This is a genomic window from Microbispora sp. NPDC046933 (genome assembly GCF_040644635.1).
In the GTDB taxonomy this organism is placed as follows: Bacteria; Actinomycetota; Actinomycetes; order Streptosporangiales; family Streptosporangiaceae; genus Microbispora.
Genome location: NZ_JBEYWW010000019.1, coordinates 108,098 through 124,546, shown reverse-complemented (window position 1 = coordinate 124,546; position 16,449 = coordinate 108,098). Strand labels below are relative to the sequence as shown.

The 16,449-nt window shown below is 72.4% G+C and carries 13 protein-coding genes; 7 read left to right on the top strand and 6 right to left on the bottom strand.

Features of this window, described 5'->3' with window-relative positions; translation table 11 throughout:
• Window position 1: 1 nt before the first annotated feature.
• From ABZ857_RS24960 to ABZ857_RS24940, 5 genes are read right to left on the bottom strand one after another with little or no spacing between them, the layout of a single operon-like run.
• A complete protein-coding gene (locus tag ABZ857_RS24960; RefSeq protein ID WP_357046695.1) occupies window positions 2-751 on the bottom strand; it encodes a glutamine amidotransferase in 750 nt (249 codons plus the stop codon).
• A 32-nt stretch (window positions 752-783) separates the two neighbouring features.
• Window positions 784-1,845 (bottom strand): phosphotriesterase-related protein, encoded by a 1,062-nt coding sequence (locus ABZ857_RS24955; RefSeq protein WP_357046694.1) that lies wholly within the window; start codon window positions 1,843-1,845, stop codon window positions 784-786.
• A gap of 23 nt (window positions 1,846-1,868) precedes the next feature.
• Window positions 1,869-2,894: an ABC transporter permease gene (locus tag ABZ857_RS24950; protein WP_357046692.1), complete on the bottom strand. Its 1,026-nt coding sequence runs from the start codon at window positions 2,892-2,894 to the stop codon at window positions 1,869-1,871.
• Window positions 2,891-3,670, bottom strand: coding sequence for an ATP-binding cassette domain-containing protein (locus ABZ857_RS24945; RefSeq protein WP_357046690.1), 780 nt, complete (start codon window positions 3,668-3,670; stop codon window positions 2,891-2,893). The genes ABZ857_RS24950 and ABZ857_RS24945 overlap by 4 nt, the downstream gene beginning before the upstream one ends.
• Window positions 3,671-3,687: 17 nt before the next feature.
• A complete protein-coding gene (locus ABZ857_RS24940; protein ID WP_357046688.1) occupies window positions 3,688-4,668 on the bottom strand; it encodes a substrate-binding domain-containing protein in 981 nt (326 codons plus the stop codon).
• Window positions 4,669-4,874: 206 nt separating this feature from the next.
• On the opposite strand from ABZ857_RS24940, the gene ABZ857_RS24935 reads away from it, so the two are divergent.
• The 4 genes from ABZ857_RS24935 (at window position 4,875) to ABZ857_RS24920 (ending at window position 10,416) form a co-directional block, all read left to right on the top strand.
• The gene (locus tag ABZ857_RS24935; protein WP_357046686.1) at window positions 4,875-5,915 is read left to right on the top strand and encodes a LacI family DNA-binding transcriptional regulator; all 1,041 of its coding nucleotides are present in this window, start codon (window positions 4,875-4,877) and stop codon (window positions 5,913-5,915) included.
• Window positions 5,912-7,012, top strand: a complete 1,101-nt coding sequence (locus tag ABZ857_RS24930; RefSeq protein WP_357046684.1) for a M20 family metallopeptidase — start codon at window positions 5,912-5,914, stop codon at window positions 7,010-7,012. Before ABZ857_RS24935 ends, ABZ857_RS24930 begins: the two co-directional genes overlap by 4 nt.
• A 170-nt stretch (window positions 7,013-7,182) precedes the next feature.
• Window positions 7,183-8,364, top strand: a complete 1,182-nt coding sequence (locus tag ABZ857_RS24925; protein ID WP_357046682.1) for a cytochrome P450 — start codon at window positions 7,183-7,185, stop codon at window positions 8,362-8,364.
• 207 nt (window positions 8,365-8,571) lie between these two features.
• Window positions 8,572-10,416, top strand: coding sequence for a PQQ-binding-like beta-propeller repeat protein (locus tag ABZ857_RS24920; RefSeq protein ID WP_357046680.1), 1,845 nt, complete (start codon window positions 8,572-8,574; stop codon window positions 10,414-10,416).
• 8 nt (window positions 10,417-10,424) lie between these two features.
• Here the strand turns inward: ABZ857_RS24920 and ABZ857_RS24915 are convergent, their stop codons facing one another.
• On the bottom strand, window positions 10,425-12,689 hold the full coding sequence (locus ABZ857_RS24915) for a hypothetical protein (RefSeq protein ID WP_357046678.1): 2,265 nt from the start codon (window positions 12,687-12,689) through the stop codon (window positions 10,425-10,427).
• A gap of 159 nt (window positions 12,690-12,848) precedes the next feature.
• Here ABZ857_RS24915 and ABZ857_RS24910 point away from each other — a divergent pair, with 159 nt between their 5' ends.
• The 3 genes from ABZ857_RS24910 to ABZ857_RS24900 are packed head-to-tail and all read left to right on the top strand — an operon-like array spanning window position 12,849 to window position 16,315.
• Window positions 12,849-14,738, top strand: a complete 1,890-nt coding sequence (locus ABZ857_RS24910; protein ID WP_357046676.1) for a right-handed parallel beta-helix repeat-containing protein — start codon at window positions 12,849-12,851, stop codon at window positions 14,736-14,738.
• 39 nt (window positions 14,739-14,777) lie between these two features.
• Window positions 14,778-15,530 (top strand): amidohydrolase family protein, encoded by a 753-nt coding sequence (locus ABZ857_RS24905; RefSeq protein WP_357046675.1) that lies wholly within the window; start codon window positions 14,778-14,780, stop codon window positions 15,528-15,530.
• Window positions 15,527-16,315 carry an amidohydrolase family protein gene (locus ABZ857_RS24900; protein WP_357046673.1) on the top strand — a complete coding sequence of 263 codons (789 nt, stop codon included), beginning with the start codon at window positions 15,527-15,529 and terminating at the stop codon, window positions 16,313-16,315. Before ABZ857_RS24905 ends, ABZ857_RS24900 begins: the two co-directional genes overlap by 4 nt.
• Window positions 16,316-16,449 lie beyond the last annotated feature (134 nt).

Sequence of the window (16,449 nt, the reverse complement as noted above, 5' to 3'; positions counted from 1 at the left end):
GTCAGATCTCCTTCGCGAGCCAGCGGACCGCCCGGGTGAACAGGGTGCGGTAGCCGTCCCAGGAGACGAACTCGTCCGGGCACCAGTGCGGCGCGATGTCGGAGGCCCAGGCGAGCGTACGGCCGGCCCCGGCCTGCCGTACGGCGAGCAGGGGGTCGCCGCCGACGGTCGCGAGCAGCGTCGCGTCCTCGGGCAGCGCGAAACGGTTGTAACCGAGCAGGTCGGGCCACTGGGCGGGAAGCCCGGCCACGATGGGGTGCGCGTCGTCGGCGAGCACGCCGGGCACGCCCTGCGGCGTCTCGACGCGGTCGTCGTAGCGGGAGATCCGGGCGGGGAGCACCCGTTCGACCGCCGTGCCGGCGAAGGCGGCCTTCGCCTCGAAGCCCTGGAAGCTCAGGTAGCCGCCGGCCATGGCGAGGCCGCCGCCCCGCTCCACCCAGTCGGCCAGCAGGTCGATCCGGTTGACGGTCTTCTCGCTGGCCAGCCAGGTGGCGGGGTGCAGCAGGATGCTGTTGGCCCCGATGTCGGAGAGCACGATCACGTCGTAGGCGGCCAGCGCCTCGGGCGTGCCGGGGAACAACGCGGGCACGTCGTGCGCGGGCAGGTGGTCGACCTCGATGCCGTCGGCCACCAGGACGTCCCGCAGCGGATCGATTCCGGTGTGGTAGGTGGTCGTGGTGAACGCGTCGAAGCCCTTGTAGTGGGTCGACTGGCTCACCCACGATTCGCCGGCGACCAGCACGCGGGTCATGGAAATCGTCTCCTTCTGTCTGTGTGGTGTGATCAGTGGCCGCGCGCGGCGGCGAGGAAGAGCTCGCGCGGGTTGTCCGCGAGCAGCCGGGTGGTGTCGTCGGCGGTCACCCCGTGCCGGTGCAGGCGCGGGACGAAATGGGTGAGGATGTGGGCGTAGCCGGTGCCGCCATAGCGGACGAGCATGGTCTTCAGGAACACGTCCTGGGAGAGCAGCACCCGGGGCCCGAGCCCGGCACGCACCAGCCAGGCCACCGCGGCGGCGTTGTCCTCGTCGGACGGGGACTGGCCCTCGCCCGGATAGAGGTAGTCCATGCCGCACATGTCGTAGCCGAGGTAGGCGCCGCGCAGGGCGAGGGACACCTGGTAGTCGCGGTCCGCCCCGCTGGGGTTGAGGTGCGAGAGCACGGTGGCGGCGAGCAGGCCGCCCTCCTCGGCGATGACGTCGAGCACGCGGTGGCCGTGCCGCACCCAGCCGGGAAGGTGCACCGAGAGCGGCACGCCGGTGCGGGCCTGCGCCCGGGCCGCGCCGCGCAGCACCTTCTCCTCCTCCGGGGTGAAGTCCGGCGAGACGCCGATCTCGCCGATCACTCCGGCGCGGACGCCGTCCACGCCGTCGGTGAGGTCGCGCTCGATCTCGTCGGCGACGTCCGCCGCGGTCATCGAGCGCACCCGGGCCGGATGGGTCTTCTCCAGGTAGAAGCCGCAGCCCATGACGACGTTCAGCCCGGTGGCGCGGGCGATCGCGACCAGCTCGGCGGGCGCCCGCCCGATCCCCTCGGGGGTCACCTCGAGCAGCGTGCGCCCGCCGCGCTCGGCGAACCTGCGCACCTCCTCGATCGCGGTCCCCGTGTCGTCCAGCGACACGTTGTCGCGGGAGAGGTACGGGTCGTTGCGGAGCCTGCCGAGGAACTCGATCCGCACGGGGTCGTGGGCGATCAGCTCGCCCTCGGCGTCGCCGTCGGGCGCGGGGTGCCAGGCGCGGGCGCCGTCGTTGCGCAGGTGCTCGTGGCAGAGCGTGATCCCGAGGTCGTCGGGGGACACCGGGCCGAGCACGGTGTTCACAAGCACGGTGTTCACAAGCACGGTCGTCACGGACGGAGGCCGGGCTGCGGACGTCATTTCCGTATCGCCCCGAACTTCGCCCACACCTTGCTGTTGGCGAAGATGGCCAGCAGCAGGATGCCGCCCTGGACGATCTGCACGTAGAACGGCGAGACGTGCAGCAGCACCAGGCCGTTGGCGATCACGCCGAGCGTGAGCGCGCCGAGGATCGTGCCGAGCATGCTCGCCCGGCCGCCGAAGAGGCTGGTGCCGCCGAGCACGACGGCCGTGATGACCTCCAGCTCGAAGCCACTGCCGGCGTTGGACGAGCCGGAGCTGAGGCGGGTGGCGATCAGCACGCCCGCGACCGCCGCCGCCAGGCCGGTGAGCACGTAGACGGTCAGCCCGACCTTCCGCGTGTTCACACCGGTGCGGCGCAGCGACTCGCCGTTGGAGCCGAGGCCGATGACGTAGCGGCCGAACGGCGTCCGGGTGAGGACGAGCCAGCCGACGAGCGCGACGATCACGGCGAGGATGGCCGGGACGGGCACCCCGGCGATGCGGCCCTGGCCGATCTGGACGATCCAGAGGTCGCCGTCGATGGGGGTCGAGTAGCCCTCGGTGGCGCGCAGCGCCGTACCCCGCATGATCGACAGCATCGCGAGCGTGACGATGAACGGCGGGATGTTCTGGTAGGAGGAGAACCACCCGTTCACGAACCCGATCAGCGCGCCGAGCGCGAGGATCGCGACCAGGGCGAGGGTGGGGTTCCAGCCGTGCTGCAGCACGATCGCGAGCAGCGACCCGGACAGCGCGACCGTGGAGCCGACCGAAAGGTCGATGCCCGAGGTGCTGATCACGAAGGTCATCGCGGTCGCGACGACCAGCGTGGGGGCGATCTGCCGCAACAGGTTGAGTATGTTGCCCGTCGTGGCGAACCGGTCGGCGGAGAACGCGAAGAAGATCAGTAGGACCACCAGCACGACCGCGATCGCGATCGTCTGCGCGTGCCGGCCGATGTGGGCGTTGGCCCGGGCCGACCTGGTGGTGACGACCCGCTGGCTGGTCCCGTGACTGGTTCCGGTCCTGGTGGCGGTCACCGTCGCCTCCCCTCCTTCTCTCCCTCGTCGTGGGCGACGATCTCGGACACGAGCCGTTCGAGGCTCGTGTTCCGGGCGTCCAGGTCGGCCCTGAGCGTGCCCTCGTACATGACGCACAGCCGGTCGCAGACCCGGAAGAGGTCCTGCAGACGGTGCGTGATGAGGATGACCGAGACGCCCTGGGCCGAGACCGTCTTGATCAGTTCGAGAACGGTCTCGACCTCGGCGACGGCGAGCGCCGCCGTCGGCTCGTCGAGGATGAGCAGCTTGGGCCCGAAGGTCACCGCCCGGGCGATGGCGACCGCCTGCCGCTGGCCGCCGGACAGCCCTCCGACGGGGATGTCCGTCAGCGGGATCCGGATGTTCAGCGCGTCCAGATGCCGCCGGGCGTCCGCGTGCATCTTGCGCACGTCGAGCATCATCCCGCCGGCCTTGCGCGGCTCCCTGCCGAGGAACAGGTTCCCGGCCACGTCGATGTCGTCGCAGAGCGCGAGGTCCTGGTAGACCATCTCGATGCCCAGCTCGCGGGCGTCCCTGGGGTTGGCGAAGGCGACCGGCCTGCCGTCGAAGACGATCTCTCCGGAGTCCGGCACGACGGCGCCGGCCAGCACCTTCATCAGGGTGGACTTGCCGGCCGCGTTGTCGCCGACGAGCCCCACCACCTCTCCCGGGCCGACGCGCAGCGTCACGCCGCGCAGCGCGTCGACCATTCCGTAGCGCTTGCGGATGTCGCGCATGACCACTCGATCAACGCGACCCGCCTCTTGGTCCGTCATACGAGTCCCTTCGCCGCTCACTTGAACGTGGCGCGGTACGGGTCGACGTTGTCCTTGGTCACGATCGTCACGGGCACGTCGATCTTCTTCTTGGCCTGGGCGCCGCCGACCAGGGCCTTGGCCTCCTTGACGGCCTCGTAGCCCTCGGTCTTCGGGTCCTGCTGGACCACCCCGGCGACGAACCCCTCGTCGATGCCGTTGATGGCCTCCTTGGTCAGGTCCCAGCCGAAGACCTTGACCCGGTCGGCCGCGTTCTGCGACTTCACCGCGGCGACCGTGCCGAGCAGGGCCGGCTCGCCGGTGGCGTACACGATGTTCATGTCGGAACGGGAGGTGAGCAGGTTCTCCGCGGCCGTCATGGCGGCCTCCTGCTTGTTCTGCCCGTCGACGGTCTGCACGATCTTGGCGCCCGCGGCCTCGACGGTCTTGTTGAAGTCGTCCTTGCGGATGTTCTGGATGAAGGAGTTCAGCGCGCCCACCACGCCGATCTTCGGCGCGGTCACGCCCTGCGCCTGGGCCCACTTGTTGACGAAGTCGCCCGCCTGCTTGGCCGCCGCCGCGTTGTCCACACCCACCTGGGTGTCCACGGCGGGCGAGTCGACGATGGCGTCGACGGCGACGACCTTCAGCCCGGCGTCCTTGGCGATCTTCACGGCGGGCTTGATGCCCTCGACGTCGATGGCGACCACGATGACGGCGTCGAACTGCTGCTGGACGAAGTTGTCGATGGCCTCGTTCTGCTTGGCCGGGTCGTCGTTGGCGTTGAAGATCGTGAGGTCGACGTTCGCCTCCTTCGCCGCCTGCTGGGCGCCGGCGTTCATCTCGTTGAAGAAGATCGCCTGCTGGTTGATCTGGACGAGCCCGACCCGCGGCTGGTCGCCGCCGGAGCCCCCGGAAGAGCCGGAGTCGTCCGAGCCGCCACAGGCCGCCGCCAGCAGGCCGGTGGCCAGGATCGTCGTCGCCGCTGTCAGGCGGATGAGCCTCGTGGATCGCGCCATGAGAGATGAGCCTTTCGGGGGGGCCGGGAAGGAGTGAGATCGATTGGGTAATCGATTACCCGAGTTTCGGGCATGCTAGTGGGCCTAAAAAAGCACCGTCAAGGGTGCGTTTTCCTCACAGAACCTCTATCGTTCCGTGTGATCCTGGCGTCGCAACGGTCGGAAAGGTCGATCGTTGGCAAAGATCAAGGGAAATCGATTACACAATGGGCGTGACGATTCACGACGTGGCACGAGCGGCCGGCGTCTCCGTGGCCTCGGCCTCCCGTGCCCTATCGGGGCGGCGCAAGGTCACGCCCGAGATCGCCGAGCGGGTGGCGCGCGCCGCCGCCGAGCTCGGTTACCAGCCGAACGCGGTCGCCAAGGCGCTGCGCGACCAGACCACCGGCACCATCGGCATGGTCGTCCCGGGCATCGGCAACCCGTTCTTCACCACGATCGTCGAGGCCGTGGAGCGCGAGCTGCAGAACTCGGGCACCGACCTGCTGCTGTGCGCGTCCCAGTACAGTCCGCAGGTCGAGGCACGGAGGCTGGAGACCCTGCTGGCCCGGCGCGTGGACGGCCTGATCATCAGCCCGTGTGACATCGAGGCCAGCGTCCCCGCGGTGCTGGACGCGGCCCGCCGGGTGCCCCTGGTGCAGGTCGACCGCTACATCGAGGGCGGCGGGGCCGACTGGGTGGGCGTGGACGACGAGGCCGGGCTGGCCCTCGCGGTCGAGCACGTGATCGCGGGCGGGGCCCGCTCGGTGGTCTTCGCGGGCAGCCGCCTGGAGAGTTCCTCCGCCCGGTTGCGGCTCAGCGGGTATGAACGCACCGCCGCGCGGGCCGGCGTGGAGGTCCTGCCGCCGCTGCTGGGCGCGTTCACCCTCGAATGGGGCGTCGAGGCCGGGCGCAGGCTGCTCGACGCCGGCCGGCTGCCGGACGCGGTCGTCTGCGCGAACGACGAGATCGCGGTGGGCCTGGTGCGGTCGCTGCGGTTCGGCGGCGCGCGCGTCCCCGAGGACGTGGCCGTGGTCGGGTTCGACGACGTGGGACACGCGACGATGTGCGACCCTCCGCTCAGCACCGTCCGCCAGCCGGTGGAGGAGATGGCGTCGGAGGCCGTGCGCCTGCTCGGCCAGGTCAAGGCCGGCGACCCCCGGCCCGCGCAGCGCATCGCCATCGCTCCCCGGCTCGTCGTACGGCAGACCAGCCGGCCGGTGGCGGCCGGAACCGCGGAGGAGGAACAGAGAGGGGAGGCCGGGTGAACGAGGCGGTCGAGCTGGCACGCGAGCTGATCAGGATCGACTCGGTGGGCGGGGGCGAGGCCGCGGTGGCCGGACCACTCGCGAGACGGCTGTCGGACGCCGGTTTCGCCGTGCGCGAGCACGAGCACGCGCCCGAGCAGACCCCCGGCCGCACTGGGCTGGTCGCCCGCTGGGGGACGGGCGAACCCGTGACGCTGACCGGACACCTCGACACGGTGCCGCTGGGCGGGCAGGCGTGGCGGCACGCGCCGCACGGCGCGGAGATCGACGGCGACCGCCTGTACGGGCGCGGTTCGAGCGACATGAAGGCCGGCGTCGCCGCGCTGGTGGTCGCCGCCGAGCGGCACGTGCGCCGCGCCGGGCCGAAGGTCGCCCTGGAGCTGGTCTTCACCGTGGGCGAGGAGACCGGTTGCGAAGGCGCGGCCGCCATGGTGGCCGAGGGTCTGGTGGGCAGGTCGCGCGGCCTGCTCGTGGCCGAGCCGACCGCCAACCGGGTGCTGCTCGGGCACAAGGGCGCGCTCTGGCTGGAGGCCACGACGCGAGGCACGACGGCGCACGGCTCGATGCCGCATCTGGGCGACAACGCGATCTACAAGCTCGCCCGCGTGATCGGCGCCGTCGAGACGTTCGATCCCGGGGTGCCGGAACACCCCTGGCTCGGCCCGTCCACCGTGAACGTGGGAACCGTACGCGGCGGGATCAACGTGAACTCCGTGCCCGACCTGGCCGCCGCGACCGTCGACCTGCGCACCGTCGCCGGTCAGGACCACGGACGACTTCGCGAGCGGTTGCGGGCCGCGCTCGGCGGCGAGGCGACCCTCGACGTGCTCGTGGACCTGCCCGCGATCTGGACGGACCCGGACGACCCCTTCGTACGGGCCCTGGTCGAGGCGGGGGCGGGCGCGCCGGGCGACCGCCCGGCGGCCAGCTACTTCACCGACGCCTCGATCCTCGCCGCCGCCTGTGGCGGGGCGCCCACGGTCATCTGCGGCCCGGGTGAGCCCGAGCAGGCGCACGTCACCGACGAGTACTGCCTGGTCCACCGGATCGAGGAGGCCGTCGAGATCTACGTCGCCGCCCTCGCGCGGTTCGCCTGACCGGGTAACCGGCCCCCGCGACCGGCCTGCACGCCGGCCGCCTGCACGCCGGCCGCCTGCACGCGGGCCACAGTCGCGTCACGACCGTCCACGGCGGGCACCGGACAGTTATCGTCGAATCGTGACAAGACGATCATCAGACTGCCGGTGACCCAAGGAGCGTGCGCGACATGTCCCTGCCTCTGCACATGCGACGGGACGGATTCCATCCCGTCCCGGAGCTCTCCGCACTGCGGAACGACGAGGGGGTCGCCCGGATCAGCACCGTGTTCGGCACCGACGCCTGGCTGGTCACCAGGTTCGAGGACGTCCGTACGGTGCTGAGCCATCCCGAGCTGTACAGCAACGCCCTCGTGCCTCCGCTCCGGCCGCCCGGCGCACCGCCGCCCAGCGCGGAGGAGGCCGCCGAGATGCGCGCCGGCAACCTGCTCGGCTCCGACCCGCCCGAGCACACCCGGCTGCGCCGGATGCTCACGCCCCAGTTCACCGTCCGCCGGATGCGCCGGCTGGAGCCCAGAGTCCAGCAGATCGTCGACGACCATCTGGACGCCATGGAGCGCGGCGGACCGCCCGCCGATCTGGTGACGGACTTCGCCCTCCCCGTTCCCTCCCTGGTGATCTGCGAACTGCTGGGCGTACCGTACGCCGACCGGGCCGGCTTCCAGGACACGTCCAAGCGGATCCTGGACGTGTCCCTGTCTCCGGACGCACGCGCGGCCGCGGCGTCGGAGGCCCGGGCGTACATCGCGGGCCTGATCAAGACGATGCGGAACGATCCCGGTGACGACCTGCTCGGGATGCTCGTACGCGAGCACGGCGACGAGTTGAGCGACGCCGAGCTCGCCGGCATCGGCAGCCTGCTGCTGCTCGCCGGGCACGAGACCACGGCCAACATGCTGTCGTTGGGCACACTCGCCCTGCTGCGGCACCCTGGCCAGCTCACGCTGCTGCGCGACGAGCCGGACCGCGTGGACGCCGCCGTCGAGGAACTGCTGCGGTGGCTGAGCATCGTGCATTCCGGAACAGTAAAGATCACTACGACCGAGGTCCGGCTGGGCGATCGGACCATCGGCCCCGGCGAGACCGTCATCTGCTCCCTTCCCGCCGCCAACCGCGACCCTGGGCTTCTCCCTAACCCGGACGACCTGGACATCCGCCGGGATGCCGTCGGCCACGTCGCGTTCGGGCACGGCGTCCATCACTGTCTCGGCGCTCCCCTGGCCCGTATGGAGATGCGGATCGCGTTCCCCGCCCTGCTGCGCCGGTTCCCCGGCCTGCGACCGGCGGGCGAGCCCCTGTTCCGCTCCTTCACCGTCGTACACGGCCTGAGCACGATGCCGGTCGCCTGGTAGGCGTCCCGCTCACCGCCACGCACCCGGCCCTCTGGCGCTCGACGCCGAGGGCCGGCTCTCGTTGATAACGGCCCCGACCGTAAATGACAAACTCGTGGCCGTCAAGAGTTGAAACCCGCCGCCGGATATTGCCAGCGGCGTCGCCGACGGGCGATACTCGCCGGCACCAGACCAGAAAACCGGTGCCCAGAAAGGCGAGCACTCACGATGACCCCGCTGCGGGTACCCGTGCCGAAGACCAGGGTCCCTTTCGTCAACACCCCGCTGCTACGTATCGGCCCCGACCGATTCTGGACATCTTCGTGGAACGCCACCTCGGGCAGCACCGGTGTGCTGGTCCGGGCCGACGGCTCCGCCCGGATCTACCGGTTCCCGCCGCCGCACGCGGGTTTCTACAGCGCGGTCGCCACGGACCCGGACACGCTGTGGCTGTGCGGCGACCTGTCGCGCATCGTCCGGCTCACGCTGTCCAGCGGCCGGTGGGAGGCGTTCCCCACCGGCGCCGACCCCGGCCTGGTGTTCCAGGGCATGGCCCTGGATCCCGGGACCGGGAAGCTGCTCGTGGTCGCGTTCACCGGAAGCACCACCGACGCGGTCAGCTTCGACACCCGTGCCTGCCGTACCGTCCGCGTGCACCGCGGCGTCACCCCGCAGCACTACCTGCGGGCGAGCTTCCCGGACGGCGGCGGAGTGCGGCTGGCGGTGGAGACCCCGGAGACCGAGCTGCTGCGCTGGGACCCGGCCGGCGAGCGGCTGCACCCGGGCGAGCCCGCGCCGGAGGGGGCGGCCGACCGCTGGCGGCTGCTGAGCGAGCGCGGCCGGGCGGCTCTGGAGGTCGGATCGCCCCCCGGCACGGAGGGGGTGCGCTGGTTCACCGGGCACGGCCGGCTGGTCTACGGCGCCCGCACCGGCGCGGACCACGCCGAGGTGGTGTGCTGGGACCAGGGCACCGGCGCCACGCGCACGCTGTGCCGGGTGCCGGACGCCGACCACTTCACGCTCGCCCTGACCGCCGACGGCAGGCACCTCGTGGCGGTCACCCGGTACGGCGAGTTCCACCGGTTCGACGCCGCCACCGGCAGACCCGAGCTGCGCACCACGCCGGACACCGACGCCGTGTGCACGGTGGACTGCCTGGTCCGGCTCGACGAGAGGACCGTGCTCGGCACGCCGTTCATCAGCCAGCGGTTCTGGACGGTCGACCTGCTCAGCGGGCGCGGCGAGGACCGGGGACGGGCGGCGCCGGGCGGCGGCCAGGTGACCAGGACCTGGCACGTCGGCGGGAAGGTCTACCTCGCGGCGTACGCGGGGGGCGAGCTGACGGAGTACGCCCCCGACCGGCCGGGCCGGTTCCCGGACAACCCCCGGGTGGTGGCCGCCCCGCCGGGCGCCATGCGCCCGGTCGCGAGCACGCGGTACGGCTCCACGCTGATCTACTCCTCCACCCATCAGTACGGCCGGCTGGGCTGCGTCCTGGCCTGGTACGACCCGGCCACCGGGCGGGCGGGCCACCTCGACGACCCGCTGCCGGAACAGTCCGTGCAGAGCATGCACCACGTGCCGGGCACCGCGACGATCCTGGCGGGCACCGCCCGGCACGCGGACATGTCCTCGCGCGACCCGGCGGCGGCCACCTGCCGGCTGGCCCTGCTGGACGCGGCGAGCCTGGAGGTCCGGGAATCGGTCCCGATGCCGCCCGGCGCCGACCACGTGACCGTGCACGGCAGGCTGGACGACACCGGATGGCTGTGCGGGATCGGCGGGCTGCCGGGCGGGTACCGGTGGTTCCGCGCGGACCCGGACGCACTGGCGACCCCGGAGCGCTTCCTGACGATGCCGGGCGGGATCACGCCGGAGGGCCTGCTGCCCACGGACCGCCCCGGCCGATACGTGGTGCGTACGGAGGACCGGGTGGAGCTGTGGGACCTGGCCGGGCCGCGCCGGCTCCGGGTGCTGCACACGGAGCCGGGCGTCTACCGGGTGGTGGTCCAGGACGACAGCGTCTACCTGGTCACCCCCGGTGAGCTGATCGTCCTGGACCACGTGCTCTAGACGCCGCTTCAGGGAGAGAGCGGACGCACACCGTACGGCGTGGACACCGTGGTGGCGGCCAGCGTCCCGGCGCCGCCCGCCACCGGCGCCGGGACCGTCCCGGCGCCGTCCCAGCGCACGTTCCACAGCCTGTCGTACAGCCACGGCACGAACTGCAGCGTCGCGGCCACCACGTGGTCGGTGGTGTAGGTCGGCCAGTCGCCGGCCTCCGCCGCGTCCCAGAACCCGGTGTGGCTGCGCAGCCACGACTCCACGTACTCGGGGTTCCCGGTGGTCATCGTGCAGTAGCCGAGCAGCCGGGCCAGCGTGTCGTGGTGCCACAGCGGCAGCCCGGTCGGCAGGCGCACGGTCCGCCCGGTCACCACGTCCCTGTGCTCCCGCTCGCCGTCGTAGTCGTGCTGGTAGGCCCAGCCCTCCCGGTCGCCGTGCCGCTGCCGTTCGGCCAGCAGCCAGTCGCCGAACCGCAGCACCGCCGCGTGCAGCGGCTCCGTTCCCGGGCACAGCTCCAGGTAGTCGAGGACCCCGCCGAGCGCGAGCAGGCCCATCCACGGTTTGGTGATGTAGGCGTTCCAGCCGTGCAGCCCGACGCCGCCGCCCTGGTCGCCGAAGCTGCCGTTGGGCCGCTGGCTCGCCACCACGGTGTGCGCGCCCTCCAGGCACAGCGCGCGGTAGTGGTCGTCGCCGAGGTAGCGGTAGAGCATGGCGGCGCCGCGCAGGTAGCAGGCGTCCCTGCCGACCGTGAGCCGGGGCCAGGCGGACAGGTGGACGGCGTGTGCGGCGTCCACCGCGGCCCGGGCGGTGCGCAGCAGGAACGGGTCCCCCGTCTCCAGGTAGCTCGCGACGGTGCCGAGCACCCTGGTCATCGGCAGCGACAGCGCGTTGGGCGGATGCCCGTGCATGCGCGTCAGGTGGGCGGCGTGGTCGACGGCGATGTCGGTGACCGCGTACCCGATCCGCAGGGCCCGCGCGTGCGCCGCGCTGTCGCCGGTGCGCCAGGCCGCCAGGAAGGCGGCGTACGGCACCTCGCCCTCCCAGCCGGGCTCGTACCGGCGCCGCCCGTCGCTGTCGTCGAAGCCCTGCTTGTCGTTGCGGGGCACCGTGCCGTCCTCGAATCCGCCGGACACGACGTGCCCGGCCAGCCAGTCCGCGGCCATCCGGGCGGCCCGGCCGGGCGCGACCGGCAGCACCGGCGCCCCGGACAACTCCTCGCACAGGCCATACCACCAGTCCGGGGCCAGGTAGCGCACCACGGTGGCCGGCCGGTCGGAGAGGCTGAGCGAGAACCTCAGGCTGCGCGCCATGCCGCGCGGGAAGGCCCGCTCCCGCGCCCGGAACAGGTACGGCTGCCCGGTGACCTCCTGCGGGTGGAGCCCGCCCAGGATCTCCACACCGGCGTAGGGCGCCAGCACGAGCCAGCCGTCCGCCTCCGACAGCTCGCCCGGCCTGTCCGGGGTGGACAGCCGGGCCACCTCCGTCATGTCGAACTCGACCCCGCCCAGCCTGACCAGGTCCGTCCCGCCGTCCCACGGCCCGGCCGGCGCCGTCGTGTCTCCCTCGGCCCGGACGCCCAGCACCGGCACCACGTCCGCGAGTTCCCGCCCGTCGTCGACGAACCGGCCGTTGACGTGCCGCGCCACCACCTCGCACACCCCGTTGCGGTGCGCCCGCACGAACAGGCTCGCGGTCAGCCAGTTGTGCCGATGCAGGTAGGGGTTGCCGTACGTGCCCAGGCCGGCGTGCGCGGCCGCGGACACCACGTGGTGCGGCACCGCCCCGCCCATCTCGACGACCAGCTCTTCCGCGGACTCGGCGTGGACCACCAGGCGGCAGCCCTCCCACCAGTGCACCTCTCCCCCGGTGCGCAGGCCCATGGCCAGCGCCACCGACCGGTTCCCGAGCCGCAGGCGCAGCAGGCTGCGCTCCCACAGGTAACCGGGCTCGTCGCTGCGCGCGAAGACCTCCGCGACGGCCTGCGGCCGGGGCGGATCCCCGTACCCGACGGCTGCGCGCGTCAGGTGCAGCCGGTCCGGCGCGCCGTCCGGCCCGGCGTCGGCGGCCAGCAGCAGCCGGCGCGGGAAGCCGGTGCCGGGCCAGCGGCCGAGCGGCTGCGCCCCGGTCGGCCTGCCGCCCAGGGCGAGGGGCGCCACCGCGGCCCGCGGCCACGGCAGCGAGGCGGTCAGCAGGCCGGCCGCCGGGGTGGCCGTGCCGGTGAGGGTCACCCGGTCGAGTAACGGGAGCAGGTCGGGCATCGCGTCTTCCCTCTCGTCAGTCATCGGCTCTTCCTAATTTAGGTCTGGGCCGTTATCGTGATCGCCAGAACTTCACAATCGTTGCAACACCGCGACCCACATCCACGGGGGCATTCGGGCCGGCCCGTGCCGGCCGACGGGGGCACACCACCGCTGTCCGCCATGAGGAAGGGAGTCCTCAGGATGTCCAGCTCGAACCCCGGCACCCCGCCGTCGCGGCTGAAGCGACGCGGCTTCCTGTACCTGTCCACGGCCGCCGCGGCGGTCACGGCCACCGCCGGCCTTGGCGCGCGCCCCGCCGCCGCCGACCCGCCGCCGCCCGGTCCTGGCGGCTTCCCGCCCTACACCCCGCCGACCGGCGCGATCATCGCCTCCAGCTTCGGGTTCGACCCCGCCGACTCGACCGCCTATCTGAAGGCCGCGTTACAGGCGGCGCTGGCCGCCACCAACAGCCAGAGCACGCGCGTCACCCTCGTGATCGACCGGCAGGACGGCGACTGGGTCACCGGGCCGCTCAGCATCGGCGCCGCCGCGCCGTACCTGAAGGGCGCCGCCCCGCTGACCATCGTCTTCGCTCCGGGCGTGACGGTGCGCGGCAAGGCCGGGGCCTTCGACGGCTCGGGCAACGACGCCTGCCTGCTGAGCATGATGGGCCCGAACAGCGGGCCCGACAACGGCAAGGGCGTCTCCGACGTCACGCTGCTCGGCTACGGCGCCACCCTCACGATGAACCGCGAGGAGTTCAACGCGGGCGAGTGGCGGCACCTCATCAACCTCCTCAGCTGCAAGAACATCGTCATCGAAGGGCTGACCCTGCGCGGCGCCGGCGGGGACGGCATCTATCTGGGCCAGCAGCTCAACGCCGTGGGGTACGCAAAGCCGTACTGCTCCGACATCCACGTCGTCAACGTGCACTGCGACGACAACCGCCGCAACGGCATGAGCGTGGCGACGGTGGACGGGCTGACGGTGACCGGCTGCGCCTTCTCCGGCTCGACCGGCGCACCGCCCATGGCCGGCATCGACTTCGAGCCCGACCCGCCCAAGTCGTTCCGGCCCTACGGACGGCTGAAGAACATCACGGTCACCGACTGCAGCTTCCTGGACAACGCCGGGTACGGCGTCAACGTCAACGCCACCTGCCTGGCCGGCGCCCCCGCCGACTGCGCCCCGCTGGGCGTCACCCTGAAGAACTGCCGGCTCGGGCCGACCACCTCGCAGATCGCCACGCTCGTGGTGGCGAGCTCGGGCGACAACGGCGGCGGCAACGCCGCCGGTCCTCCCATCACCGGCACCGTGACCGTCGAGGACTCGCTGCTCGACGCCCGGGTGTTCTGCACCGGCCTGCTCACCGAGGGCATGACCGCCGCGAGCGGCATCCACCTCGGCTTCACCCGCACCGTGCTGTGGAACCTCAAGGCTGCGCGGGCCAACACCGTGGTGCTGGGCAACGCCGTCAGCAAGTGGGCCCCGATCACCCTGCTGGCCAACAATCCCTCGGCCGGCACCGCCACGCAGTTCGGCAACATCGACTGGACGGCCTGCGTGATCCACAGCAACCAGGCCAACCCGCTCCTCGTCGCGCCGCCGGTGTCCGGGACCACCTGCACCAACCTGACCGGGGACATCACCGCGTACGTCACCGCGCCCAACAACGCCACCGCCAAGTCGCTGGGCGCGGGCGCGAACGTCACCCTGACGGTCAACGAGCTGACCGATCCCAACGCGGACCAGAGCCCGACGCCGAAGACCACGGTCTCGGTCGCGCCCGCGAGTGCCACGGTGGCGCACGGCGGCAGCGTCGACCTGACCTTCACCCGCTCCAGCACGGACATCAGCAGAACCATGGCGGTGGTCTACTCGATGACCGGCACCGCCACCCAGCGCTACGACTACGACGGCCTGTCCGGCGTCGTGGTCTTCGAGCCCGGAAAGACCACCGCCAAGGTCACCCTGAACACCCGCCGGCCCGACAGCGGCACCGGCGCCAGGGTGGCTACCCTGCTGATCGGCCTGAGCGACGCGTACGTCGTCGACGCGGGCGCGCGCTCCGCGTCGGTTTCCATCACCTAGTTCCATCACCGAGTTCCATCACCTGGTAAGGAGTCTCCTGTGCCGCCACCCCTGCTCGTCGACGCGGACGCCATGCTCGGCCGGCAGCCACGGATCGACGTCGGCGACGGCACGGTGGCCGCCCTGCTGGAACGGATGGACCGGGTCGGCGTCGCCGCCGCGATCGTCGGCCACTCCTGGTCGCGGCTGCACGACCCGGCCACCGGCAACGCGCTGGTCAGCCGGCTGGTGGCCGATCAGCCCCGGCTGGCCGCCTGCTGGGTGCTGCTGCCGGACGGCACCGGCGAGACCGGCAGCCCCGCGGGGTTCGTCCGCGCCGCCCGCGAGCACGGCGTGCGGGCGGTGCGGGCCTACCCGGCGGACCACGGGTACGAGCTGGCCGGGCCGGACGCCGCGCCGATGTTCGCCGCGCTGGCCGACGCCGGGCTGCCCGTCCTCCTGGACGCGGCTCAGGCCGGCTGGACGGAGGTGGAGACGCTGGCCCGGCGCCATCCCTCGCTTCCGGTGGTCGTGGGGCGAGCCGGATACCGGGTGCTCCGCAGGATCGCCGGGGTGCTCGACCGGACCGGAAACGTCTATCTGGGCACCGCCGACCTGTCCTCGCACCGTGGGCTGGAGTGGCTGGCCGAGCGGTTCGGGCCGGGCCGGCTGGTGTTCGGCACCGGCATGCCGGAGCGGGACCCGGCCGAGTCGGTGACCCGGCTGCTGTGGTCCGAGCTGAGCGACGAGGCGGTGGCCGCGATCGGCGCGGGCACCCTGGCGACCCTGACCGACCTGGACGGGCTGGCATGAACCCCGAGAACGTACTGAACCGGCGGACACCTCCGGCCGAGGCGGTGGACGCGCACGCGCACCTCGGCCCGTACAGCCTGTTCTTCATCCCCGACCACGGCGCGGCGAAGCTGGTCGAGGTGATGGACCGGTGCGGCGTGGCCCTCACCCTGCTGTCCAGCCATCTGGCCATCCAGTGCGACGCCGCGGCCGGCAACGACGCCACCGCGGCGGCCGTGGCCGCGCATCCCGGCCGGCTGGCCGGATACATGGTGGTCAACCCCTGGCAGGACCCGGTGGCCGAGCTGTCGCGGTGGGCGGGCGACCCGCGGTTCGCCGGGATCAAGCTCCATCCGAGCCTGCACGAGTACCGGCTGACCGGCCCCCGCTACCGCCCGGTCTGGGAGTACGCCACGCAGACCCGGTGCCCGGTGCTCACCCACACCACCTCCGGCCTGCCGTACGACGATCCGGCGATGGTGGGCGAGGTGGCCGAGCGATACCCCGAGGTGACCATCCTGGCCGGGCACTCCGGCCTGTTCCGGTCCGGCTTCGACGACGCGATCGAGGTGGCCCGCCGCCACCCGAACGTGATCCTGGAGCTGTGCGGCTCGTTCATGCACGGCGACGAGATCAGCCGGATGGTCGGCGAGGTCGGCTCCGGCCAGGTCGTGTTCGGGTCCGACATGCCCTTCATCGACCTGCGGATGTCGCTCGGGCGGGTGCTGTTCGCCCGGCTCGCCGAGGCCGACCGCCGCGCGGTGCTGGGCGGCACGATGCGCCGCGTCCTCGCCGCCGCGCGCTGAGCGGCGCGGTGACCGGGGACCCCATCGGCCCCAGTGACCCCAGCGCCCCAATGGCCCCAGCGCCCCAGGGGCCGGCGCCCCAGTGATCCCGGAGCCCAGTGATCCCGGAGCCCCAGGGGCCGAAGCCCCTGGGG